Below are 23450 nucleotides of genomic sequence, written 5' to 3'. Positions count from 1 at the left end.
CCCCGCCCGGGGGCATTGGATTTCGAATCCCCGCAACCCTATACCGCCTGCGAAATGAAACCCGCCCTTGCCCCGATCTGGCTCGCCCGGCCCGGCCGTTTCGCAGCGCTTCCGGCGGCGCAGGCGCGGATCGTGCTGGCGATGCTCGCGGCGTTGCTGCTCGGTTCGCTCACCGTGCTCGCACTGCCTGCGCCGCCCGCCGGCAGCAGCACCCCGCAGAGCGATGTCGCCCTCTATGAGGGGATCGTCTCCGCAGTCGCGCATGGCGAGGATTACTACCGCGCCGCCGCCGATGCGCTGCGGGCAGGCAGCTATCCGCTGCGGCCGTTCCTGACCTTCCGCATGCCCGGCCTTGCGACGGTGCAGGCCGCGCTGCCGCCGCTCGCGACACTGATACTGCTCGGGCTGCTCGCAGCGGCGACCGCTTATGCCTGGTACCGGCGGTTGCGCGACGCGGTGGCACGGGTGCCCGCCCTGCTCGCCGCGCTGTTCCTGCTGACGGCGGGGATGCTCGCCTTCGTCCAGCCGGGGCTGATCGCCTTTCACGAGATCTGGGCGGGGCTGCTCGTCGCGCTCAGTCTGGCGCTGCGGCGGCCGGGGCACTGGATCGAGGCGGCGGCCGTGGCGCTGATCGCGATGCTGATCCGCGAGACCGCGGCGCTCTATGTGCTGGTGATGGCCGGGCTTGCCTTTGCCGAGGGATTCCGGCGCGAGGCGTTGGGCTGGCTCGCCGCGCTGGGCATCTTCGTGCTGGTGCTGGCGGCGCATGCGATGGCGGTGCACGGCGTGACCGGCCCGCTCGACGCCGCCTCGCCGGGCTGGGCGGGCATGCACGGGTTCGGGCTGTTCGTGCGGGCGATGACGCTGGCGACGGGACTGACGCTGCTGCCCGCGATCGCCGCGGCGCCGCTGGTCGCGCTGGCACTGTTCGGCTGGGCAAGCTGGCGCGATCCGCTGGCGCTGCGTGCTGGGGCGACCTTCTGCGCCTACGCGCTGGTGATCAGCCTGTTTGCGCGGCTCGATACCTTCTACTGGGGGCTGATGATCGCGCCGGCGTTCCTGATCGGCCTCGTCTTCGTGCCCGACGGGTTGCGCGACCTGATGGTCCGCGCCCTCGACAGGCGGCGCGTGCAGGTGCAGAGGATCGAACGATGAAGCGCATCCTCCTGATCGTCGGCGGCGGGATCGCGGCCTATAAGGCGTGCGAGCTGATCCGCCTGACACGCAAGGCCGGAATCCGCGTCACCTGCGTGCTCACTGCGGGCGGGCAGCATTTCGTGACGCCGATGACGCTCGCCGCGCTGTCGGAGAACCAGGTGTTCACGACGCTGTGGGACCTCAAGGACGAGGCGGAGATGGGGCATATCCAGCTCAGCCGGAACGCCGACCTGGTCGTCGTCGCGCCCGCCACCGCCGACCTGCTGGCGAAGATGGCCACGGGACAGGCCGACGACCTTGCCACCACGCTCCTCCTCGCCACCGACAAGCCGGTGCTCGCCGCTCCGGCGATGAACGTGCGGATGTGGCAGCACGCCGCGACCCGGCGCAACGTCGCGCAGCTCCGCGCGGACGGCGTCACCGTGATGGAGCCCGACGAGGGACCGATGGCGTGCGGCGAGTACGGCCCCGGCCGCCTGCCCGAGCCGCAGGCGATCCTCAAGGCGATCCTGGCGGCGCTGGCGCCCGAGGCGGGACCGCTGGCGGGCAAGCACATCCTCGTCACCGCCGGGCCGACGCACGAGCCGATCGATCCGGTGCGCTACATCGCCAACCGCTCTTCGGGGAAGCAGGGGTTCGAGATCGCGGGCGCGCTGGCCGAGCTGGGCGCGCGCGTCACGCTGGTCGCCGGGCCGGTGACGCTGGAAACGCCGCGCGGCGTGGACCGGGTGGATGTCGAGACCGCGCGCGAGATGGCGGCGGCGGTCGATGCGGCGCTGCCCGCCGATGCTGCGGTGATGGTCGCCGCAGTTGCCGACTGGCGCACCGCCGATGCGGCGGAACAGAAGATCAAGAAGGGCGCCGACACGCCCGCGCTCAGCCTGACCGAGAACCCCGATATCCTCGCCACGCTGGGCCATGGCGCGCGCCGGCCGAAGCTGGTCGTGGGGTTCGCCGCCGAAACCGAACGGGTGATCGAACACGCCACCGCGAAACGGACTCGCAAGGGCGCAGACTGGATTGTCGCCAACGATGTTTCCGGCGATGTCATGGGCGGAGATGCGAACACCGTCCACCTTGTCACCGCCGGACGCACGGAGAGCTGGGAAAGGCTGTCCAAGCAGGACGTTGCGCACCGCCTGGCGCAGCGGATCGCCGATGCGCTCTAACCTGACCGCGCTGCTGATCGCGCCGCTGCTGCTCGCGGGCTGCGCCACCATGCCGCGCGGCGCAACCGAAGCCCCGCTGCCCGAGCCGCCGCTGTTCACCGAAACCGCCGGCGCGCCGACGCGCGACGCCGAGACGCTGTTCGTGATCGTCCATGGCGACGGCAAGGGCGGCACCTCGATCGACCTCAGGCCCTTCGCCCAGTCGCTCGCGACCGCCGCGCCGGGAAGCGCCGTCGTCCGGCTGCTGCGACCAGGCTTTGCCGATGGCGCAGGCAATCAATCGACCGGCGTGCAGGGCGACGGCAATGGCGACAACTATACCGCCGATCGCATCGCGACGGTCGCCGAAACCATCGCCGCGCTGCGCGCACGCTATCGCCGTGCACGCGTGATCGCGATCGGCGAAGGCGGCGGCGCGGCGATCGTGGCGAACATCGCCGGCCTCAAGCCTGAACTGCTCGACGGGATGGTGCTGGTTTCCTGCCCCTGCGCGCTGCCCGAATGGCGCCGCTACATGGCCGGGCGCGGGAAACCCGCCGATCCGTGGCGCGCCAAGGTCGAGAGCCTCGACCCGCTCCAGACTGCGGGCGGTATCGCGCCCGACCTGCGCGCGGCATTGCTGAGCGGCGGCGACGACCAGAAGGTGCCTGCCCGCTTCGCGCGATCCTATGCCGAGGCGCTGACCTTGCGCGGCATCGCCACCGATTTCCGCATCCTGCCCGCGCGCGGGAGCAACATCCTCGACGATCCTCAGGTGATCGAGGCGGCGCGCCGTCTTGCCGCCGCCCTGCCCCGGAAACCCGCATGACCGCTGCGCCGATCACGATCCAGCTGACCCGCCTGCCGCATGGCGAAGGCCTTCCGCTCCCTGCCTATGCCACCGCCGGCGCCGCCGGGATGGATGTGGTCGCGGCGGAGGACCTGATCCTTGCGCCGGGCGCGCGCCACGCCGTCGCCACCGGCTTCGCGATCGCGATCCCGGAAGGCTATGAGGTGCAGGTGCGCCCGCGTTCGGGCCTGGCGCTCAAGCACGGCATCACCTGCCTCAACACCCCCGGCACGATCGACAGCGACTATCGCGGCGAAGTGAAGGTGATCCTCGCCAATCTGGGCGGCTACCCCTTCACGATCACGCGGGGCGAGCGGATCGCTCAGCTGGTCGCGGCACCGGTGCAGCGCGCGGTCTTTGCCGAAGTGGATGCGCTTGACGACACGGCGCGCGGTGCCGGCGGGTTCGGATCGACGGGGCGCTGATGCCGGAAGCCTTGCTTCCTTTCCTTCTGCTTGCCGCTGGAGTGCAGGAAACTCCGGCACCCGCGCCTGCGCCCCAGCAAGGCGCGGGGATCGACTGGACCAAGCTTCCCGACCTTCCCTATCGCCTGCCCCCGCAGATGACCCCGGCGATGAACGCCTATGTCCAGGGGCAGGTGCGCGTGCACAAATGCCGACAGCGGCGGACCATCGACGGCCGGCCGGCGATGCGGGTGGAGGTCGCGGTGCTGGTCCATCCCGAGGACGGGGTACGCGCATCGATCCCGCGCGCGATCGGCTGCGCGACGGTCGAGCAATATGCCGCCGGGCTCGTCTCCAGCTTTGCGCGCAACAACCTTGCACCCCGCACGATGGCGGCGGAGCAATGGTACCGCGCGACCGTGACCTTCATCTGGAAGTGATGAACCTCTCGGACGAAGAACTCGAGCGTTACGCCCGCCATATCATCCTCAAGGAAATCGGCGGCGCGGGACAGATGCGGCTCAAGGCCGCGCGGGTCGCGGTGATCGGCGCGGGCGGGATCGGGTCGCCCGCCCTGCAGTATCTCGCCGCGGCGGGAGTCGGCCGGCTGACAGTGATCGACGACGACCGGGTCGATCTGTCCAACCTGCAGCGCCAGACGCTGTTCGGCACGGACGATGCGGGCACCGGCAAGGGCGATGCGGCTGCGCGCGCGCTGGGCAGGCTCAATCCCCATGTCGCAGTCACCGTGCAGCCCGTGCGGATCGACGCGGCCAATGCTTCCACGCTGCTCGCCGGCCATGACGTCGTCCTCGACGGCACCGACAATTTCGAGACCCGCCTGCTGGTCGCCGACGCCGCGCTGTGTCACCGCATCCCGCTGGTCAGCGCCGCGGTCGGCGAGTTCGAAGGCCAGCTCGGCGTGTTCCGCGGCTGGGAGGCGGGCAAGCCCTGCTATCGCTGCTTCACTGGCGCCGACCCGGAAACGCCCGGCATCAACTGCGCCGAACAGGGCGTGATCGGCGCGCTGACGGGGCTGATGGGCAGCCTTGCCGCGCTGGAGACGATCCGCGCAATCGTGCCGTTCGGCGAGGACAGCGCGGGCAAGCTGCTGATCGCCGACACGCTGGCATTGCGCTTCCGCACGCTGGCGCTGCCCAAGGACCCCGGATGCCCGGCATGCGCGGGCTGACGATCATCGCCGCGACAGGCGACGCGGAACCGTTCCGCGCCGCACTCTCGCTCGCCTGCGCCCATGCCGCGCTGAGCGGCGCCACGCGCCTCTATTGCCATGAGGCGGCGGTGGCGTTGCTCGTCCCCGGCAGCGATCCGGGCGACGCCGGTCTCGCCGCCAAGGGCCTGGCGAGCCGCGCACAGCTGATCGCCGAAGCGCAGGAGAGCGGCGTCATGCTGATCGCCTGCCAGACCGGGCTGGCGGCCGCCGGGATCGCGTTCGAGATGCTGCCACCGGGCGTCGAGCCGGGCGGGCTGGTCTCGTTGCTCGCCGCGCTGGGCGAAGACCGGCTGGTCGCCTTCTAGGACAACCGGCCGGTCGTCGCGTCAATCGGCCGGGAAAGCGCGGCGCGTGCCGTTCGCCTTGTGCACCACGCCGTGGCGCATCACGAAATCGACCTTCTCCATCCGCGTCACATCCTCGAGCGGGCTGCCGGCGACGGCGATGATGTCGGCATCCTTGCCCGGCTCGATCGTGCCGATCGATGCCGACCGGCCCAGCGCTTCGGCGGCGTTGACGGTGGCGGCCTTGAGCGCCTGGGCGGGGGACATCCCCGCCTTCACCATCATCGCGAACTCCTTCGCATTGTCGCCGTGCCTCGACACGCCGGTGTCAGTGCCGAACGCAACCTTCACCCCGGCGGCAAAGGCCTTGGAATGGCTGGCGAAGGCGGCCGCGGCAGCTTCCTCGGCCTTCGGAATCGTCGCCGGCGGCAGCAGCCCGGCACGCGCGAACTCAAGCGCGGCGGCAGGTGCCATCATCGTCGGGACCAGCCAGGTGCCGTTGGCCTTCATCGCCCGGATCGCCTCGTCGTCGAGGAACGAGCCGTGATCGATCGTATCCACCCCGGCCGCGACCGCCGCCTTGGTTCCCGCAACGCCGTGGCTGTGCGTCGCGACCTTGCGGCCGAGGCCATGGGCGGTATCGATAATCGCCTTCATCTCTTCGTCGGTCATCGCGCGGCCGAGCCCGCCCGAAACGTTGGAGAGCACGCCGCCGGTGGACATGTATTTGATCACCTGCGCGCCGAGCGCGACCTGCTGCCGCACCGCGCGGCGGCAATCGTCGGGGCCGTCGCAGGTGTTGATTTTGTGCTGGTGAACGGCGTCGGCGAATTCGGCGCCGAGGCCGTTGGTGGGATCGGCATGGCCGCCCGAGACCGAGATCGCGGTGCCCGCATTGACGATGGTGGGTCCGGCGATCACGCCGCGCTCCACCCCTTCGCGCATCGCACGCATGCCGCGCGGATTGCCGCCGAGATCGCGCACCGTGGTGAAGCCCGCCTCGAGCGTCACCCGGGCGTTGGTGAGCGCGTACATCATGTCGTCGGCATCGTCGCGATTGACCGCGGTCAGCCGCTCGCGCAGCGGATCGCCGCCGATCCCCCAGAGATGGACATGCATATCGACCAGCCCGGGCATCACGAACCGGTCCTTGAGATCGATCAGCTCGGCGCCCGCGTCCGGCGTGACGAAGCCGTCGCGTACCTCGGCCACCTTGCCATCGCGCACGACGATCGTGCTGGCGCCGCGCGGCGCCTCGCCCGGCTTCGCCAGCAGCGCGCCGGCATGGATGAACCGAACCTTGGGCGCCGGAGCGGTCTGGGCGGCAAGCGGGGTGGCGGCAAGCAAAGCGGCGGTGACGACGGCGATACGGCGCATTTCAGAACTCCCCTTTTTTCGTTGCGCGGGAAACTAGCGGCAACCCCGCCTGCCGCCATCACTTTTTCGTATCGCCCCGGGTCAGCGGCAACACGTCGCGGAGCAGCGCGGCGAAGGTGCGCCCCGGTTCCTCGATCATCGGGAGATGCGCCGAATGTTCGAACCAGACGACCTGCTTGCGTGGCGCGGTGGTAGAAATTCGCATCGGCGCGATAGGCGGCGAGCGAGCCGTAGCGGATCGCATATTTGCGCCATTCGTCAGCCTGCTGGATCGTGAAGCGATCGCCATCAATAAACGGGACGCTTCCAGGTCAGGCGATCCGGTCCGATGACGGGGTGAAGGGCAGGATGCCGCGATACTGCTCCAGCGGCGGCGCGCCGGGGACCAGCGCGCCATGGCGGAGCAGGAAGATATGACGGATGATCTCGGCCTGCTGTTCGAGCCCATAGCGTTCGAGCCGCCAGCCGGGCTTCAGACTGTAGGCGTAGCGGCAAAAGGGATGGCGGCGCAGCGGCAGGAAGATGCCTTTCTGATGCTGCCAGATGTGCGTCATCTCGTGAATGAACAGCCCTTGGAGATGGAGCGGGGCGAACGCGAAATCGTCGCGATAGTTGCACCCCTTGGGGTGGAAGTGAATGCAACCCATCGGGGCCATGGTGATCGTGCGCGGCTGGAAGAACATCCATTTGCGGTTCGCGACCCGAGCGCGATCATAGTCGATCGCGTCGCCGAAGATGCCGGCGGCAAGCGCGATTTCCCCGACCGTGAGCGGGCGCCGCTCCCCGCTGCGCAAAGGCTCCGTCACTTCAGATATCTTCGTGCACCATGTCGATCTCGCGCACCCCGCGCAGGCGGCGCGCGGCGTTGACGAGCTCGCGCAGTTTCTCGCGCCGGGCGCGCGCCTGGTCCACATCGCGGATCACCAGCGGCCCTGCCTTGGTGGTCTCGTCCGACGAGTTGATCGTGATCGTGCCGATATCCGCCCATTGGTTGATCAGACTGAAGTCGATCCGCACATCCTTGACGCGGTAGAGCTCGATCTCGTCGATCGACTTCACGAAGATGCCCCTGTGCAGGATCAGCCGGTCCTGAGTCACCTCATAGGTGGTGGCGAGGTTGGCGATCCACTTGACCAGGATGATGATCAGCCCGACCCCGATCAGGCAGAGCAGCAGCGTTCCCCACCCCGCCAGCGTGCCGCGTAGCCAGCCCCAGGTCGAAGAGCGAAAGCGGTCGATCGATTGGGACATGCCGGTTCCTTGTCGCTTCGGTACGCAAGCATAACGCAAAGACGGGCGGCGGACAGCCCGGGTGCGACGGGTTTGCGCCCGTGATACCGTCGATGGAACGAGGCAGCGGAGGAAAATATGCAGATCATGATGCGGGCCGCTCTGGCCGTCGCCCTGATGACGGGGACCGTTGCTGGCGCAGCGCCATCGCAGCAGCAGCCGGCACAGCAACCGGCGGCAACTGCCCGCCCGCTGTTCGCGATCGTCTATCGCGCCGGCCCGGCATGGAAGCCCGGCGTGCCGATGAAGGACCAGGGGCTGCGTGACCATTTCTACTATGTGAAGGCGCTGCACGAGCGCGGCGGCATCGTCTATGCGGGTGCGATGGGACCCGATGGCGGCCTGATCATCCTCCACGCAGCCGACCAGGCCGCGGCTGAAGCGGTCATCGCGGACGATCCTGCGGTGAAGGCCGGAATCTTCACCGGTGAAGCGCGCCGCTACACCCCGCGCTTCATCGGCACGGGCGCGCCGGCCGCCGCCAATCCCTGATCCGTAATCGTCCTAGTGCGCGCCGTGATCCGCGGGGTCGCCCGCGGCGCGTGTCGCCGCCTTGACCTCGATCGTCCTGCCGTCGGCAAAGGACAGGCGCAGCGGAACCGTGTCGCCGGAACGCACCGAGGGAGAGACATCGAACAGCATGACATGCTTCCCGCCGGACTTGAATTCGACCGTGCCGCCCGCGGGAATGGCGACGTCCTTGAGGGGCGCCATCGTCATCATCCCGCCTTCCTGCTTCATCTCGTGCATTTCGGTGCGGATCGCCACGGGCGTCGAGACCGCGACAAGGCTGGTTGTCTGCGCCCCGCCCTTCACGGTGAAATAGGCCGCTCCGGGACGCCCGCTCACCACCGGGAGTTGCACTGAGGCATCCGTGACGGCGAGTTCGGCCTGCTGGCAACCCGCCAGTACCGCGCCCGCAAAAACCACCCCGAAAACTGCCCGCATCATGCCTGCTCCTCCCGATTCGGGAACCTTGGGAGCGGTCCTATGCCTCGCCCCGCCTTGCGACAAGGCGCAGTCCACCTATATCGCCACTGGTAATAGCCGGATTGCCGATTCAGGGGTCCGGTAAATGGTTGAAACTTTTAGATTAGGACACGGGGGCCAGTAAGGACTCATGGCAAAGGTTATCGGAATCGATCTCGGCACCACCAACAGCTGCGTTGCAGTGATGGAGGGCGGCAAGCCCAAGGTGATCGAGAATGCGGAAGGCGCACGTACCACGCCTTCGATCGTCGCGTTCGCCAAGGACGGCGAGCGTCTGGTCGGCCAGCCGGCGAAGCGCCAGGCGGTGACCAATGGCGACAATACCATCTTCGCGGTGAAGCGCCTGATCGGCCGACGCTTCGACGATCCGATCACCAAGAAGGACACCGAGCTGGTCCCGTACACGATCGTCAAGGGTCCGAACGGCGACGCATGGGTCAAGGCCGGCGGCGAGGATTATTCGCCCAGCCAGATCAGCGCCTTCATCCTGCAGAAGATGAAGGAAACCGCCGAATCCTATCTCGGCGAAACCGTGACCCAGGCGGTGATCACCGTCCCCGCTTACTTCAACGACGCGCAGCGCCAGGCGACCAAGGACGCCGGCAAGATCGCGGGCCTCGAAGTGCTGCGCATCATCAACGAGCCGACTGCCGCGGCGCTCGCCTACGGGCTCGAGAAGACCGACGGCAAGACGATCGCGGTCTATGACCTTGGCGGCGGCACCTTCGACATCTCGATCCTCGAGATCGGCGACGGCGTGTTCGAGGTGAAGGCCACCAATGGCGACACCTTCCTGGGCGGCGAGGACTTCGATTCGAAGATCGTCCAGTATCTGGCCGACGCCTTCAAGAAGGACGAAGGCATCGACCTCACCAAGGACAAGCTGGCGCTCCAGCGTCTGAAGGAAGCCGCCGAAAAGGCGAAGATCGAGCTGTCGTCGGCCGCGACGACCGAGGTCAACCTGCCCTTCATCACCGCAGACCAGAACGGGCCGAAGCACCTGGTCAAGACGATCACCCGCGCCGACCTGGAGAAGCTGGTCGACGACCTGATCCAGCGCACGCTCGAGCCGTGCAAGAAGGCGATGGCCGATGCCGGCGTGAAGGCGAACGCGATCGACGAGGTCGTGCTCGTCGGCGGCATGACGCGCATGCCCAAGGTGCGCGAAGTCGTGAAGTCGTTCTTCGGCAAGGAGCCGCACACCGGCGTCAACCCGGACGAGGTCGTCGCGATCGGCGCCGCGATCCAGGCCGGCGTGCTGCAGGGCGACGTCAAGGACGTGCTGCTGCTCGATGTGACCCCGCTGAGCCTCGGCATCGAGACGCTGGGCGGCGTGTTCACCCGCATGATCGACCGCAACACGACGATCCCGACCAAGAAGTCGCAGACCTATTCGACCGCTGACGACAATCAGCAGGCCGTGACGATCCGCGTCTTCCAGGGCGAGCGCGAAATGGCCGCTGACAACAAGATGCTGGGCCAGTTCGACCTGGTCGGCATCCCCCCTGCCCCGCGCGGCGTGCCGCAGATCGAGGTGACGTTCGACATCGACGCCAACGGCATCGTCAACGTCAGCGCCAAGGACAAGGGCACCGGCAAGGAGCAGCAGATCCGCATCCAGGCCTCGGGCGGCCTCAGCGACGCCGACATCGACCAGATGGTTCGCGATGCCGAGAATTTCGCCGAAGAGGACAAGAAGCGCCGTGCCGCGGCCGAAGCCAAGAACAACGCCGAGAGCCTGGTCCACACCACCGAGCGCCAGCTCGCGGAGAATGGCGACAAGGTCGACGAAGCGCTGAAGGGCGAGATCCAGACCGCGATCGACGAGACCAAGGCCGCGATCGAAGGCGGCGACGCCGATGCGATGAACGAAAAGAGCCAGGCCCTCGCGCAGGTCGCGATGAAGCTGGGTCAGGCGATCTACGAGAAGCAGCAGCAGTCCGAGGCTTCGCCTCAGGCCGATGCCGCAGCGGCTGCGGAGAAGGCGGACGGCGACGATGTCGTCGATGCCGAATTCTCCGAGGTGGACGACAACAAGGCGTAAGCTATGCTCGCCCCCGCCATTTTCGAATTTCGGGAATGGCGGGGGGATGAGCGGGGGCCGAGTGAATGACCACCCAGATTGACTATTATGATCTGCTCGAAGTCGAGCGCACCGCGGACGACGCGACGATCAAGTCCGCCTTTCGCAAGCTCGCGATCAAGTTCCACCCGGACAAGAATGGCGGGTGCAAGGATCACGAGGCGAAGTTCAAGGCGATCAACGAAGCCTATGACGTCCTGAAGGACCCGCAGAAGCGCGCCGCGTACGACCGGTTCGGCCATGCCGGTCCGGGCGGGATGGGCGGCGGCGGCCAGGGACCCGGCTTCGACGCCTTTTCCGACATTTTCGAAAGCGTGTTCGGCGAGTTCATGGGCGGCGGCCGCGGCGGCCAGCAGGCCCAGCGGCGCGGCGCCGACCTGCGCTACGACATGGAAATCAGCCTGGAAGACGCGTTCCACGGCAAGCAGACCGACATTACGATCGATGTCTCGGGTATCTGCGAGCCGTGCGGCGGCACCGGCGCATCGCCGGGCACCATGGCCAAGAGCTGCGGCACCTGTCGCGGGCATGGCAAGGTGCGCGCGCAGCAGGGCTTCTTCATGGTCGAGCGGACTTGTCCGTCCTGCCATGGCGCCGGGCAGACGATCACCGATCCGTGCCGCAATTGCCGCGGCGAGGGCCGGGTCGACCGCACCGTGACGCTCGCGGTCAACGTGCCGCCGGGCGTGGACGAGGGTACGCGCATCCGCCTGTCCGGCCAGGGCGAGGCGGGCGCACGCGGCGCCCCGCCGGGCGACCTCTACATCTTCCTCCACATCGCGCGGCACCCGATCTTCGAGCGCGAGGGCACCACCCTCTATGCGCGGGCGCCGATCAGCTTCACCACCGCGGCATTGGGCGGCGAAATCGAGATTCCGGGTCCGGACGGCGAGCTCCACCAGATCCGAATCAACCCCGGCACGCAAAGCGGCCGCGAGGTGCGCCAGCGCGGCGCCGGCATGCCGGTGCTGCAGGGCCGCGGGCGCGGCGACCTGGTCGTCAAGATCGAGGTCGAGATCCCGACCAAGCTGTCCACCGAGCAGCGCGAATTGCTCGAGCAGTTCCGCACGCTGGAAACCGGCGAGGAATGCCCGGCATCGACCGGGTTCTTCGACAAGCTCAAAAAGGCGGTGGGCGGCTGCTGAGGCCGCCCACTGACCTCGCCTAGCGCGATCCCGAAACCGTCCCGAAGAACGAGTAGGACACGTCCTGTTCCGGCGTGTTCTCCTGTTCCTGACGGCTGAAGATATAGGCGAACTCGGCGCCCTTCGGCCCGAAGAAACCGCCCTCCACGCTAATCGATCTCACGATGACACCACCCATGCCCGGGACGGGGTTGGGTGTCGGCGTGCCTGCCGGCCCACCCCTCATTCCAGAAGTCGCTTCGATCAGGGTGCCGACGATATCATGAGTGCCAAGCACCGTATTGCTGCCGCCATTCGATCCGACCAGGCTGAGCCGCGAGGTGAATTGCCCGGTCGTCATATCGACGGCGAGCGTCGCGGTGCTGGGCGAAAGATCATATTCGATCATCCCGCCGGGCCGCTTGACGAAGGCGCGCCCGCGCACGGCGAAGGTCGTGAAGGTGACGGTGGGGCCGGCCGGAATATCCGTGTTCAGCGTTGGAACACCAGCCACGCAATAATTGCCGCGCCCCTGCCCCTGCACCAGCACCGATGCCGTGCGCGAATAGACGCCCGGGGTGGGTTGCACCAGGTCGAAGCGTTGCGTCGCGCCAACGATGGTCGGGTCTGGCTTGGTATAGACCGATGTGCCACCCAAGCTGCCAGAAATCCGGTTCGCGCTGCCGAAGCCGTTGCCGAGAACGGTGAACGTCTCGCCCACGGGATTGAAGGACAGATTCCCGGAATTGAGCTGATAAAAAGCCGGGTTCTGGATAGCCGGTACGGAACCAGTGCCCGGACGGCCCAACGGATAGAAGGTGACGCATCCCGAGGAATAGCTTTGCGCACCAGTGAGCGAAGCGAAGCTGGGATAGCTTGGCGAGGGAGTCGGGCTCGACGGAGATGGCGTAGGCCCGGACGGGCTTGGCGTGACGGTAACAGGCCCGCCGCTGCCGCCGGTCCCGCCGCCCGAGCCACAGGATGCGAGCAACACCACGGCAACTGAGCACGCCCAGCGATACACCTTCATCAGATCCCCCCTGCCGCGAGTAATCGGCTGACCTCTCTTAGCCCGGGGGTATGGCTGCGCAATCCCTCAATGTGCGGGAATCGGGAGGATATCCGGTAGGTTGCAGGCAAAGGGGCCGGCGATTCCGCAGCCCCCTACCCTCAACCGATCCCCCCGCGAATCGCGGCTTCGACCGGCGCCGCGTCGGCTCGCCACGGATCGAGCGGCACCGCCGGGAGCAATGGCGGTTGGGCGAGGATGCGCGGGCGCGTGCCGCGATGCGGCTGGCCGGCTTGGACGAGGAACGGGTGGCACAGATAGACGGTGCCCGCCGCGCCGGTCGCCAGTACCTCACGCCGGTGTGCCGATCCCGCAAAGCCGTCGGCGGCGAGATCGCGCAGCGTCAGCCCCGCCTCCCCCGCCGGCGCGAGCTGGCGGGCGATATCGATGTGCGATCCGGCACGAATGCGGGTGGGCGCATCGCGCTCACCCGCATCGCTGAACAGGAACAGCATCAGCAGCGCCCGGCCGCGGCTCACCACATTGGCGCGCCAGTCGAGAAAGTCGGGCGATTCAGTGCCGAAGCTCACATCGATGTGCCAGCCATCGTCACCCGGCGGCTGCGCGGGAAAACGCAACACGAAGGTGCCGAGCGCGCGCGGCGGCAGCCAGCGGTCGGGTCCGACAAGCTGGTTATAGGCGACGCGCAGCCGCGCTGTATTAGCCGCCTCACGGAACACCGGCTGGGCATAGTGGCCGAGCCGGATGACCGGCGCGCGCCAGCCGCCCGGATCATCGGGATCGACCCCTGCGTCCCGCCACAGGATGGCGGCTGCTTCTTCGGCGAGCGTGCGCGGAAAGGCGTTGTCGATACGGACGAAGCCGTCCTCGATGAAGGCGTCGATCTGCGCCGGGCTCAGGCCCGGCGTGTTGGAATCGGAAGTCATGACGAAATATCCTCAGGCTGAAGGGCCCGCCGGACCGATCGTCCGGCGGCGTCTTGCAGGCGAAAGACCGGCAATCGCCGGCCACTCAGCCGAGGAGCGGGAAGCCTTGAACGTTGCGTGCGAACATCGTCATGGCGTCGAAGATAGGCTCGCGTCCGGCGATGACAATGGCAGAGCGCTACAGGATCCCCTGGCGGGGGAGGATTGCCACCCGATTCCAACGGAAAAGGGGGCCGGCGTTTCCGCCAGCCCCCCGTGTCGCCGGACTTTCGGCCTCGCGCCCACCACAGGGGGCAGCGCGCGCCTTCATGTCGGCGGCATGCTCGGCCCGCGCCGGCAAGGGTTGCGGGCTTTGCGTCCTGGTCAACGCTCGGCGAATGCCTCCTGTTGGCCATCTCCGAACGGCAGGCCGCCCGGAGGATACCTGCCAGCGGCAAGCCGCAGACAGGCTGCCCGTCCGGCGGCAAGCCGCCCTGGGGCCGGTCACCGGGGCGGGTGTGATCCCGAAGGATCAGCTTCCCACCTCGATGTCCTTTGCTCCGCCTTTGCCTTGCGGCGCCGGCTTTGCGATTTCGGTCATCCAGCGTTGACGGCCCCGAAGGATCATCGTGTCTCGATGGCCTCGCCCGGTTCATCCTGCCCGAAGGCATTCCGTTCCGCACGTTCGGTCATCCGGCCTGACCCGTGCCGAAGCACCTGCCTGCCCTGACAACCCGCTCCGCTCTTGCCCGAAGGCATCGGCTTCGCGTTGTGGCCGCCCGGCTTGTCCATGCTCCGGGGGAGCATTTCCTGCCCTGGCAACCCGTCTTTCGCGTGCCGAAGCATGCGAGAGACGTTTTGGACGCCTGATCCGTTTCGTTTCCATCCCACCCGCTCTCGCGAGCGGGACAGGCCGTTTCCCGGGGTGGTGTCCCCGTACCGATCCGAGCCTTTCCCGAAGGAAGATGCGCGTTTCGATCCGTTGTAAACTTCTGATTTCGCTTCGATTTCTCGCCGCTTCACCGTCTGCTTACAAGGATGATGCTGTCATCGTTTCCGAGTCGCGCAAACCCGCAATCGACGCGATACGGCCTGTTGATAACGTGGATAACGGGGACCGATCCGGCGATTCAGAGGGAGGGCGGCCTCCAATCGGGCGGGGCCATCTCGAATCCGGCGAAATCGAAGCCGGGGACGACGATGCAACTGACCAGCGCCCAGCCGTCCCGCGCTTCGGCCGCCTGCCAGCGAGTCGCGGGGACCAATACCTGGGGCGTGTAGCCGCGGGTCACGTCGCCGCCAAGCGCTGTTCTGGCCGGGTTCGCATCATGTGCATCGGCAATCAGCAGATCGAGCGGCGCACCCGCATGCCAGAGCCACAATTCGTCCGCATCCACCCGATGCCAATGCGAGCGGCACCCCGCCTCAAGCAGATAGAGGATTGCGGTTCCGGGCGATCGCGCGCCCTCCCCGCTTCCGCCCGCCGGCGGCGCACGCCAGGTCTCGCGATACCAGCCTCCCTCCGGGTGCGGGGCGAGTTGAAGCGTTTCGACGACGGACCGGGCTGTGGTTTCGGCTGGCTGCATCGCGGCTGAATGACACGAAATGTTACGTTCATGAAACCGGCCCGATAACCAGCGCGTTGGGGGGACAGGGTTTCAGGTAGAGATGGAGTTTTACGATGCGTAACATGATGATGGCGCTTGGCGCCGCTTCGCTGGCCATTCCGGCCACCTTCACGCTTCCGACCACCAAGGCCGAGGCCAGTGCGCCGCAGCGTGACCGTTCGTACCGCGAGTGGCGCGGCCGTGACGGCCGCCGCTATTGCCGCAAGCCCGACGGCACCACCGGTCTGGTGGTTGGCGGCGTCGCCGGCGCACTGGTCGGCCGTACCATCGACTCGCGCGGCGATCGCACGGTCGGCACGCTGCTGGGCGCTGCCGCAGGTGCGGTAGCAGGTCGCGAGATCGAGCGAGCCGGCAGCAAGAAGCGCTGCCGCTAAGGGTGCATTCACGCGAGAAAGACGGGGCGCCGAGGGAAACTTCGGCGCCCCGTTTCGTTGGAGGAACGAGTCGGGGGGCATCCGATAGGGGAGATGCCCGATGAAGAGATGGATGATCGCAGCGAGCGCCGCGGCAATGGCCGCGACTGGCGCATGCGCCGACTATGACGACGGCTATGGCCGCCCCGGCTATGCAAGTAGCGACGATTACTGGGACGCGCCCCGCTATTATCGCGATGGACGCTATGAGGAGCGCGATCTGGGCCGCGACGAGCGCGTCTATCGCGGGCGCGACGGCCGATATTATTGCCGCCGCAGCGACGGATCGGCAGGGCTGATCGTGGGCGGGCTCGCCGGCGGCGTGCTGGGGAGCATCCTCGCACCGGGCGGATCCAAGACGCTGGGCGTGATCCTGGGCGCGGCCGGCGGCGCGGCGATCGGCAGCACCGCGGACCCCGCGGGCAAGGTGCGTTGCCGGTGAATCCTGCCGGCTGACCTAATCGCCCTTTAACCCTGGCGGGTGTAGCATGCGGGGCAATGCTTCGCGTGCTCACCCTCTCCTCGCTGTTTCCCGATTCCTCGCGCCCAAATTTCGGGGTGTTCGTCGAGCGCCAGACACTCGGCCTCGCCGCGCATCCCGATGTCGAGCTGAAGCTCGTCGCGCCACTCGGCCTGCCGCCCTGGCCGCTCAGCCGCCGCGGCCATTACGCGCCGCTCGCCGCCCTGCCCCGGCATGAGGTGTGGAAGGGCGTCGAGACCTGGCGTCCGCGCTTCCTCAACCTGCCTGGCACTGCCGGGCGTTTCCACGCCGCGATGCTGACCCGGGCGCTGACGCCGCTGCTGACAAGAATCCGTGGCGAGTTTCCGTTCGACGTGATCGACGCGAGCTTCTTCTTCCCCGATGGCCCCGCCGCCATCGCGCTGGGGCGGCGCTTCGGCGTCCCGGCATCGATCAAGGCACGCGGCGCCGATATCCACCATTGGGGCCGCGCACCGACCACCGCCGCGCAGGTGATCACAGCCGGGCAAGCGGCGGACGGCATCCTTGCCGTGTCACAGGCGATGAAGGCCGACATCGCCGCGCTGGGGATCCCGGCGGAGCGGATCCGCGTGCACCATACCGGAGTCGACCTTACCCGCTTCGCACTGCGCGATCAGGGCGCGGCGAAGGCAGCGCTGGGCATCTCCGAGCCGCTGGTGGTCAGCGTCGGCGCACTGATCCCGCGCAAGGGGCATGACATCGTCATCGACGCCGTGGCCGCGCTGCCTGGCGTCCAGCTGCGGATCGCAGGCGAAGGACCGGAGCGTCCTCGCCTCGCCGCACAGATCGCGCGGCTGGGGCTGGACGAGCGGGTCAAGCTGCTCGGCAGCGTCGCTCATGCCGAGCTGCCCCCCCTGCTCGCCGCCGCGGACGCGATGGCGCTGGCGTCCTCGTCCGAGGGGCTTGCCAATGCCTGGGTCGAGGCGCTGGCGAGCGGCACGCCGATCGTCATTCCCGATGCGGGGGGCGCGGCGGAGGTCGTCCGCTCCCCCGCGGCAGGACGGATCGTGCCACGCACCGCGCGGGCCATCGCAACGGCGCTCGGCGAACTGCTCGCCGCCCCGCCGCCGCGCGATGCGGTACGCGCCACCGCAGCGGGGTTCACCTGGGAGGCGAACACCGCGGCGCTCTACGATCATCTTTCGGGGCTGGTGGCCGCGCGGACTCAGTCGAGCGGATAGAGCGCGGCCGCGATCCAGCGCAGTTCGGCGCGCAGCACGCCCCAGGCACGCGCGGCGGCGCGGCTGTCCATCACCTCGATCCCGAAGGGCAAGGCAGCTTCGAGCGCGGGCGGAGGACGGCGCAGCCGGCTGCCGGTGCCGAGCAGCAGGAATTCCGGCTGCGGATCGAGCGCCAGCAGCGGCGCGAAGGCGTCAGCAGTCAGCGCCTCCAGCGGAGGCGGAGTCCAGCCATCGGCGCGGCTGGGCGAGAGCAGCAGCCCCAGATAGACATTGTCGTCGACCCGGAAGCCGCCGCCCGAGAAGCCAGATACCACCGGACCCTCGATCCGGGTCCGGTCGATCTTCATCAGGGCATGTCCTTGAAGCTGACCGCGCCGGGCTTCGCCTTGATCTCCTGCGCCTTTTCCTCGTCGCTCTTGAAGCTGCCGGGCCCGACCTTGAACTGGATCAGGATGCCGTTGCCGACGAAGAAGGACGACCAGGTGCCGATGGCGATGCCGAGCAGCATTGCCAGCGAGAAACCGAAGATCACATCCGGTCCCAGCGCCACCAGCGCCGCCAGCGACAGGATCAGCGTAAGCGAGGTCATCACCGTGCGCGCCAGCGTCTCGTTGATCGAGAGGTTGAGCAGCGGCACGATCTCCATCTTGCGGTACTTGCGCAGATTCTCGCGAACGCGGTCGAAGATCACAATCTTGTCGTTCAGCGAATAGCCGAGGATGGTGAGCAATGCGGCGATCGTGTTGAGGTTGAACTCAAGCTGGGTGAGCGCGAAGAACCCCAATGTCACGATGATGTCCTGCGCGAGCGCGAGCAACGCGCCCAAGCCGAACTGCCATTCGAACCGGAACCAGATATAGACGGCGATCGCGATCATCGCGAGACCGAGCGCCAGCGCGCCCTTCTGGAACAGCTCGCCCGAAACCTTGCCCGAGACCGCCTCGACCGAGCCGATCCGCGAGCCCGGATAGTTCTTCTCGACGATCTCGCGCACCTGCGCGACGGCGCGCGCGGTCGCCCCGGCATCGTCGCCGGGGACCGGCATGCGGATCGCGATCTCACGCGGGCTTCCGAACTGCTGGATCGTGGATTCGCCATAGCCGAGCTGGTCGATGCGGTTCCGAACGTCCTCGATCTGCACCGGTTGGGCAAAGGTGACGCGGATATTCTGGCCGCCGACGAAGTCGATGCCGAAGTTGAGGCCGCGGATGACGAGCAGCGCGATCGCCGCCGTCACCATCAGCACGGACACCAGGGTCGCCCAGTGGCGCCAGCGCAACCAGTCGATGTTGGTGTTCTGAGGAACGAGATGGAGGGGACGCATGCTCAGATCACCAGTTCTTTGGGCCGGGTCTTCAGCCAGTTCGAGACCATCAGGCGGGTAAAGGTAACGGCGGTGAAGACCGAGGTGATGATGCCGATGGTGAGCACCACCGCAAAGCCACGCACAGGACCCGCGCCAAAGACGAACATGATCGCCGCCGCGATGACGTTGGTGATGTTCGCGTCGAAGATCGCACGGCTCGCTTCCTTGTAGCCGAACTCGATCGCGGCATTGTTACTTCGCCCGCGTCTCACTTCCTCGCGGATGCGCTCGTTGATCAGCACGTTGGCGTCCACCGCCGCACCGATGGTGAGGACGAAGCCCGCAATGCCCGGCAAGGTCAGCGTCGCGTTGAACAACGCCATCACGCCGATGATCATCACCACGTTCACGAACAGCGCGATGTTCGCGTATACCCCGAAGCGGAAATAGGCGAGCAGCATCAGCACCACGATCGCGGCGGTGCCGACGGAACCGGCAATGATGCCTGCCTCGATCGAATCGGCGCCGAGTTCTGGGCTGATCGTCGATTCCTCGATGACGTCGAGCTTGACCGGCATCTTGCCCGATCGCAGCGCAATCGCGAGCTGGTTCGCGCTCTCGACGGTGAAACCGCCGGAGATCTGACCGCGGCCGCCCAGAATCGGCTCGTTGATGTTCGGCGCGGAAATCACCGACCCGTCGACGATGATCGCGAACGGCTTGTTGGTATTCTCACGCGTGGTCTGCGCAAAACGCCGGCCGCCGTTGCTGTCGAAGGTGAAGCCGACCACGACCTGCTGGTTCTGGTCGAACTCCTGCCGGGCGTCGATCAGCTGATCGCCACCAACGATGGTCTGCCGCTTGAGCGCGATTCGCGGCTGCTCGCCTTCCTTGGTCGGATAGGCGACATAAGGCAGTCCCGGCGGCGCGCTGGGATAGGGCATGATTTCCGAGCCGATCGGGGCGGTGCCCGTGGCGATCTGCGCCGAGCTGGCAGTGATATCGACCAGCTTGAATTCAAGCCGCGCGGTCTTGCCCAGCAACGCCTTGAGCGCTTCGGGGTCCTGCAGACCCGGCACCTGCACGACGATGCGATCCGTGCCCTGACGCACGATCGTGGGCTCGAGCGTGCCGAGCGCGTTGATGCGGCGATCGACGACCTCGCGCGCGTCGCCCATCGCCTGATCGATCGCCTGCGCGTTCCCCGCCTGGGTCTGACTCACCACGAACCGGGTCGCGTCGCGGACTTCGATCGTCCATTCGCGCTGGCCGGTCATGCCGGCGCCACTGCCGGTCAGCTGCAGCAGCCGCTCCCGCGCGGCATCAACCTGGGCGGGATCACGCACCATGAAGCTGATCGCGCCGTCACGCAGCGAGATCTCGCCGATGTCGATGCGCGGATCCTGGCGACGGAATTCGGTCTCGATCTCGTCGCGCTTCGCGGCGAGCCGCGACTTGGCAAGATCGGCGGTGTCCGCTTCAAGCAGGATGTAGCTGCCGCCCGCGAGGTCGAGCCCGAGATTGACCGTCGGCTGGGGGATCCAGGACGGCCATTGAGCCCGAACGTTCGCCGGAACGAAGCTGGGAATGGCGCAAACGAAGCTGACGATGATCGTCAGCCAGACCGCCCACACCTTCCACTTCGGGAAATCGAGCATGGGTTTAGTCGTTCGCCGGCTTGCCGCCGAGCGGCTGGACTTCGACGATGGTGGCCTTGACCACCTTGACCTTCACGGTCGGTGCGATCTCGACATTGGCATAGACGTCGTCGACCGACACCACCTTGCCGACCAGGCCGCCCGCGGTGACCACGGTATCGCCCTTCTTCATGCCGCCGATCGAGGCCTGAAGCGTCTTCATCCGCTTTTGCTGCGGGCGAATCATCAGGAAGTAGAAAGCGACGAAGATCAGGATCAGCGGCGCGATCGACAGAAACGATCCGGCGGCGCTGCCTTGTGCTGCCGCGCTTCCTGCGGCCTGTGCATATGCTGGTGAGATGATCATGGTTCCCCGGGGCCTTGCTGCTGGCCGAAATGGTGGGGGCTGGAGGCCAGCCGTTCAAGCCGGGCGCGCTACCATGCGTGTTGCGGACGTGCAACCATTGGCGGGAGTGTGGCCCGGCTGCAACGGCCGGCCGCACCGGCAGACATTGGCCCCTTGCATCGTCTGCCCGGTGCGCCTAGAGGGCCGTGCCTCGGTCGGGGCGTAGCGCAGCCTGGTAGCGCATCACACTGGGGGTGTGGGGGTCGCAGGTTCGAATCCTGTCGCCCCGACCAATCTTCTCGAAAATCCGCAATCTCCGGCATGCGCCGGCCAGGAGCCTGCACGAACGGGCGGATTGACCTCTGCCATCCCGGAAAGCACCGCGATCCATCGACGCGACTCGCACGGGTGTTTTCGCGCGGCGTGGCCCGTCGCATTGCATGGGGGTTCTGAATATCCCACGTTCCTTGGGATCTGGATATACTCAGGCCGGCGGGACGAGGAACATCGGCAGCATCCGTGCGACCAGCGCGCGCATCGAGTCGTCGGGCTCGCCCAGCATATCGCGGACATGCGGGCCGATCACCGCGTCGCCGAACGCGCAGACCGCCATCATCAGCACCGCGCCGCGCACCCGTTCCTCGGTTCCGGGATCGTCGGACTGCGCGGCGATCGCCGCGACCAGTTCACGCACCGCCTCACGCACCGGCTCGAGATGCTCCACCTCGCCCGACAGCACGATCCAGGCGGCAAGCGCCCCGGCCCCGCCCTTGTCGAACGCGTCGAACACCCGGTCGGCGATCGATCGGGGTGCTGCGGCGTCGGTCTTGAGGTGGGTGACGACGTCGTCGAGAGCGCCGGTCAGGTCGTTGATCATCGACCCCATCAGCGCGGACTGAAGCCCGGCTGCCGAGCCGAAATGGTGGAGGACATTGGCATGCGACATGCCGATCTCCGCCCCGACGCTGGCAAGCGTTACCGCCGCCGGGCCGCCCGCCAGCAGCAGTTTGCGCGCCGCCGCCAACCCTTCTTCGCGAACCTCCGACCCAAGCCGTTTGCGTCGCTTCTGCGCGGGCCGCGCCTGTTTGTAATTCCTGTTCATTCCTGGCCCTCGCGCCCGCTTCCCTTTCCCTTAGCGCAACCGGTGAATTTGTCACAACCGCCGCGCCACCCGCCGTCGTATTCACCGGGTTGAAGGTGGAACCCTTCGGATATATAAACATTGATGTAAATGTACGAATCATGATGTGGAGAGCCCTATGACCGCCCTCACCCCCGGCGACCTCGCGATCGTGAAACGCGACTGGAAGTTCGGACGCGACAATCCCAACCCCCGTTGGTGGCACAGCGGCGATCCCGGCCGCACGGCTTTTTTCAACGCGCTGTCGTCGACCTTCCCGCTCGGCGAGAAGTTCTTCATGACCGCCGTCCGTCACTATCGCGACGGGACGCCGGAGCCGCTGCGCAGCCAGATCGACGACTTCATCTACCAGGAATCGATGCACTCGCGGGAGCATGTCGTGTTCAACCGCCAGGCGCAGGACGCAGGCTTCGACATCGCGCCGCTGGAAGAACGCACGCGCCGCACGATCGCCTTCGCGAAACGGCGCTCGCCGCTCCAGCAGCTCGCCGCGACCTGCGCGCTCGAGCATTTCACCGCGACGCTGGCACATGACGCGCTCGCCAATCCCACGCACCTCTCCGGCGTCACCAGCGAGGCCCAGCGCATGTGGCGCTGGCACGCGATCGAGGAGATCGAGCACAAGGCCGTGGCCTATGACACCTGGCTCCACGCGACGCGTGACCTGATGCCGCTGCGCCGCTGGCTCAAGCGCTGTTCGGTGATGACCTTCACCACCGTCCGCTTCCACTATGTCATCTTCCGCAACACCGCCGATCTGCTCAAGCAGGACGGGCGCAACGACTGGGCGACCTGGCGGCCGTTGCTCGGCTTCCTCTATGGGCGGTCGGGATTGCTTCGCGCCCTGCTCCGCGGCATCGTCGGCTATATGAAGCCGGGCTTTCATCCGTGGCAGGAGGACGACCGGCATCTGGTCGCCACCGCGCTCGCCACCTTCGCGCGCCCGGCAACCCCGGAGATCGCCGCATGATCCGTGCCGTCACGACCCTTGCCTTCTTCACGGCGATCGCCCTGCCCGCGTCAGCGCGCGACCTGACCGGGCTCTGGGCGACGGGGACCGAGGGGGGCCGGGTCCAGATCTATCGCTGCGGCACCGCGCTATGCGGCAAGGTCGTCGATGCCGCCCGGCTGCGCACCAATCCCGGCCTCACCGACCAGCGCAATTCGGACCCGAAGCTGCGCAACCGCCGCCTGAGGGGACTCGTCGTGCTGGAGGGGTTCACCGGCGGTCCCGCAGAGTGGCAGGGCGGTCCGGTCTATGATCCGGAAACGGGCAGCGGCGCGCGCAAGGGCTATCTGAAGCTGCTTCCAGACGGCAAGCTCGAGCTCAAGGGCTGCGTCGCATTCTTCTGCCGGACCAAGATCTGGACGCGCGCGCGCTGAGCGGCGCGGCAGGCTCTGACTTGCGACGCTCGCCGG

Annotated in this window: 28 protein-coding genes and 1 tRNA gene; 16 read left to right on the top strand and 13 right to left on the bottom strand. The window is 67.4% G+C overall.

The genetic code is table 11. The annotated features are described in order from the left end of the window. The first annotated feature begins 54 nt into the window (after positions 1-54). From BDW16_RS17690 to BDW16_RS17660, 7 genes are read left to right on the top strand one after another with little or no spacing between them, the layout of a single operon-like run. Positions 55-1155: a hypothetical protein gene (locus BDW16_RS17690; protein WP_066575023.1), complete on the top strand. Its 1101-nt coding sequence runs from the start codon at positions 55-57 to the stop codon at positions 1153-1155. After that, the gene (gene coaBC / locus BDW16_RS17685; protein WP_066574836.1) at positions 1152-2327 is read left to right on the top strand and encodes a bifunctional phosphopantothenoylcysteine decarboxylase/phosphopantothenate--cysteine ligase CoaBC; all 1176 of its coding nucleotides are present in this window, start codon (positions 1152-1154) and stop codon (positions 2325-2327) included. The genes BDW16_RS17690 and coaBC overlap by 4 nt, the downstream gene beginning before the upstream one ends. Next, positions 2317-3135, top strand: a complete 819-nt coding sequence (locus tag BDW16_RS17680) for an alpha/beta hydrolase family protein (RefSeq protein ID WP_237241154.1) — start codon at positions 2317-2319, stop codon at positions 3133-3135. The genes coaBC and BDW16_RS17680 overlap by 11 nt, the downstream gene beginning before the upstream one ends. Further along, positions 3132-3581, top strand: a complete 450-nt coding sequence (gene dut / locus BDW16_RS17675) for a dUTP diphosphatase (RefSeq protein ID WP_066574839.1) — start codon at positions 3132-3134, stop codon at positions 3579-3581. The genes BDW16_RS17680 and dut overlap by 4 nt, the downstream gene beginning before the upstream one ends. Before the next feature lie 41 nt (positions 3582-3622). Continuing rightward, on the top strand, positions 3623-4000 hold the full coding sequence (locus BDW16_RS17670; RefSeq protein ID WP_066575027.1) for a hypothetical protein: 378 nt from the start codon (positions 3623-3625) through the stop codon (positions 3998-4000). Beyond that, complete coding sequence (locus tag BDW16_RS17665) at positions 4000-4752, top strand: HesA/MoeB/ThiF family protein (protein ID WP_066574842.1); 753 nt, start codon at positions 4000-4002, stop codon at positions 4750-4752. The genes BDW16_RS17670 and BDW16_RS17665 overlap by 1 nt, the downstream gene beginning before the upstream one ends. Further along, complete coding sequence (locus BDW16_RS17660) at positions 4731-5099, top strand: DsrE family protein (RefSeq protein WP_241230489.1); 369 nt, start codon at positions 4731-4733, stop codon at positions 5097-5099. Before BDW16_RS17665 ends, BDW16_RS17660 begins: the two co-directional genes overlap by 22 nt. Before the next feature lie 21 nt (positions 5100-5120). On the opposite strand, the gene BDW16_RS17655 is transcribed toward BDW16_RS17660, so the two are convergent. From BDW16_RS17655 to BDW16_RS17640, 4 genes are all read right to left on the bottom strand, one after another. Then, entirely contained in the window at positions 5121-6455 is a 1335-nt protein-coding gene (locus BDW16_RS17655) for a metal-dependent hydrolase family protein (RefSeq protein ID WP_066574845.1), read from the bottom strand. A 58-nt stretch (positions 6456-6513) separates the two neighbouring features. Beyond that, positions 6514-6660 carry a hypothetical protein gene (locus tag BDW16_RS17650; protein ID WP_241230490.1) on the bottom strand — a complete coding sequence of 49 codons (147 nt, stop codon included), beginning with the start codon at positions 6658-6660 and terminating at the stop codon, positions 6514-6516. Between the two features lie 106 nt (positions 6661-6766). After that, positions 6767-7261: a vgr related protein gene (locus BDW16_RS17645; protein ID WP_237241155.1), complete on the bottom strand. Its 495-nt coding sequence runs from the start codon at positions 7259-7261 to the stop codon at positions 6767-6769. A gap of 1 nt (position 7262) precedes the next feature. Then, positions 7263-7706, bottom strand: a complete 444-nt coding sequence (locus BDW16_RS17640) for a PH domain-containing protein (RefSeq protein ID WP_066574849.1) — start codon at positions 7704-7706, stop codon at positions 7263-7265. A 117-nt stretch (positions 7707-7823) separates the two neighbouring features. On the opposite strand from BDW16_RS17640, the gene BDW16_RS17635 reads away from it, so the two are divergent. Continuing rightward, complete coding sequence (locus tag BDW16_RS17635; protein ID WP_066574851.1) at positions 7824-8237, top strand: YciI family protein; 414 nt, start codon at positions 7824-7826, stop codon at positions 8235-8237. 12 nt (positions 8238-8249) lie between these two features. On the opposite strand, the gene BDW16_RS17630 is transcribed toward BDW16_RS17635, so the two are convergent. Next, positions 8250-8696: a copper chaperone PCu(A)C gene (locus BDW16_RS17630; protein ID WP_241230491.1), complete on the bottom strand. Its 447-nt coding sequence runs from the start codon at positions 8694-8696 to the stop codon at positions 8250-8252. A gap of 169 nt (positions 8697-8865) precedes the next feature. On the opposite strand from BDW16_RS17630, the gene dnaK reads away from it, so the two are divergent. Both dnaK and dnaJ read left to right on the top strand, forming a co-directional pair. Then, positions 8866-10779: a molecular chaperone DnaK gene (dnaK, locus tag BDW16_RS17625; protein WP_066574854.1), complete on the top strand. Its 1914-nt coding sequence runs from the start codon at positions 8866-8868 to the stop codon at positions 10777-10779. 65 nt (positions 10780-10844) lie between these two features. Further along, positions 10845-11963, top strand: a complete 1119-nt coding sequence (gene dnaJ / locus BDW16_RS17620) for a molecular chaperone DnaJ (protein WP_066574857.1) — start codon at positions 10845-10847, stop codon at positions 11961-11963. A 19-nt stretch (positions 11964-11982) separates the two neighbouring features. Here the strand turns inward: dnaJ and BDW16_RS17615 are convergent, their stop codons facing one another. From BDW16_RS17615 to BDW16_RS17605, 3 genes are all read right to left on the bottom strand, one after another. Beyond that, positions 11983-12972, bottom strand: a complete 990-nt coding sequence (locus tag BDW16_RS17615; RefSeq protein WP_125958811.1) for a hypothetical protein — start codon at positions 12970-12972, stop codon at positions 11983-11985. A 140-nt stretch (positions 12973-13112) separates the two neighbouring features. Beyond that, positions 13113-13898, bottom strand: coding sequence for a phytanoyl-CoA dioxygenase family protein (locus tag BDW16_RS17610; protein ID WP_066574862.1), 786 nt, complete (start codon positions 13896-13898; stop codon positions 13113-13115). 1109 nt (positions 13899-15007) lie between these two features. Next, positions 15008-15463, bottom strand: a complete 456-nt coding sequence (locus BDW16_RS17605) for a cupin domain-containing protein (protein WP_066574869.1) — start codon at positions 15461-15463, stop codon at positions 15008-15010. Between the two features lie 95 nt (positions 15464-15558). Here BDW16_RS17605 and BDW16_RS17600 point away from each other — a divergent pair, with 95 nt between their 5' ends. The 3 genes from BDW16_RS17600 to BDW16_RS17590 all read left to right on the top strand — a co-directional run bounded on the left by BDW16_RS17600 (position 15559) and on the right by BDW16_RS17590 (position 17601). Continuing rightward, positions 15559-15879, top strand: coding sequence for a glycine zipper 2TM domain-containing protein (locus BDW16_RS17600; RefSeq protein WP_174532033.1), 321 nt, complete (start codon positions 15559-15561; stop codon positions 15877-15879). A 100-nt stretch (positions 15880-15979) separates the two neighbouring features. Continuing rightward, complete coding sequence (locus BDW16_RS17595; protein ID WP_075152635.1) at positions 15980-16360, top strand: hypothetical protein; 381 nt, start codon at positions 15980-15982, stop codon at positions 16358-16360. 56 nt (positions 16361-16416) lie between these two features. After that, positions 16417-17601 (top strand): glycosyltransferase, encoded by a 1185-nt coding sequence (locus BDW16_RS17590; protein WP_066574871.1) that lies wholly within the window; start codon positions 16417-16419, stop codon positions 17599-17601. On the opposite strand, the gene BDW16_RS17585 is transcribed toward BDW16_RS17590, so the two are convergent. The 4 genes from BDW16_RS17585 to yajC are packed head-to-tail and all read right to left on the bottom strand — an operon-like array spanning position 17586 to position 20911. Continuing rightward, positions 17586-17948 (bottom strand): Mth938-like domain-containing protein, encoded by a 363-nt coding sequence (locus tag BDW16_RS17585; RefSeq protein ID WP_066574875.1) that lies wholly within the window; start codon positions 17946-17948, stop codon positions 17586-17588. The two genes, BDW16_RS17590 and BDW16_RS17585, sit on opposite strands and share 16 nt — an antisense overlap. After that, on the bottom strand, positions 17948-18925 hold the full coding sequence (secF, locus tag BDW16_RS17580; RefSeq protein ID WP_066574879.1) for a protein translocase subunit SecF: 978 nt from the start codon (positions 18923-18925) through the stop codon (positions 17948-17950). The genes BDW16_RS17585 and secF overlap by 1 nt, the downstream gene beginning before the upstream one ends. A gap of 2 nt (positions 18926-18927) precedes the next feature. Then, on the bottom strand, positions 18928-20565 hold the full coding sequence (secD, locus tag BDW16_RS17575; RefSeq protein WP_066574882.1) for a protein translocase subunit SecD: 1638 nt from the start codon (positions 20563-20565) through the stop codon (positions 18928-18930). Positions 20566-20569: 4 nt separating this feature from the next. Further along, positions 20570-20911, bottom strand: a complete 342-nt coding sequence (gene yajC / locus BDW16_RS17570; RefSeq protein ID WP_066574885.1) for a preprotein translocase subunit YajC — start codon at positions 20909-20911, stop codon at positions 20570-20572. Between the two features lie 195 nt (positions 20912-21106). Here yajC and BDW16_RS17565 point away from each other — a divergent pair. After that, a tRNA-Pro gene (locus BDW16_RS17565) sits at positions 21107-21183 on the top strand. Positions 21184-21374: 191 nt separating this feature from the next. Here the strand turns inward: BDW16_RS17565 and BDW16_RS17560 are convergent. Further along, on the bottom strand, positions 21375-21992 hold the full coding sequence (locus BDW16_RS17560; protein WP_066574887.1) for a TetR family transcriptional regulator: 618 nt from the start codon (positions 21990-21992) through the stop codon (positions 21375-21377). Positions 21993-22149: 157 nt separating this feature from the next. On the opposite strand from BDW16_RS17560, the gene BDW16_RS17555 reads away from it, so the two are divergent. Together BDW16_RS17555 and BDW16_RS17550 are read left to right on the top strand one after the other, a co-directional pair. After that, a complete protein-coding gene (locus tag BDW16_RS17555) occupies positions 22150-23001 on the top strand; it encodes a metal-dependent hydrolase (protein ID WP_066574890.1) in 852 nt (283 codons plus the stop codon). Next, positions 22998-23414: a DUF2147 domain-containing protein gene (locus BDW16_RS17550; RefSeq protein WP_066574891.1), complete on the top strand. Its 417-nt coding sequence runs from the start codon at positions 22998-23000 to the stop codon at positions 23412-23414. The genes BDW16_RS17555 and BDW16_RS17550 overlap by 4 nt, the downstream gene beginning before the upstream one ends. The last annotated feature ends 36 nt before the right edge of the window (positions 23415-23450 follow it).

The sequence above is a fragment of the Sphingomonas koreensis genome (assembly GCF_002797435.1).
GTDB lineage: Bacteria > Pseudomonadota > Alphaproteobacteria > Sphingomonadales > Sphingomonadaceae > Sphingomonas > Sphingomonas koreensis.
This window is presented reverse-complemented; position numbering and strand designations above follow the sequence as displayed.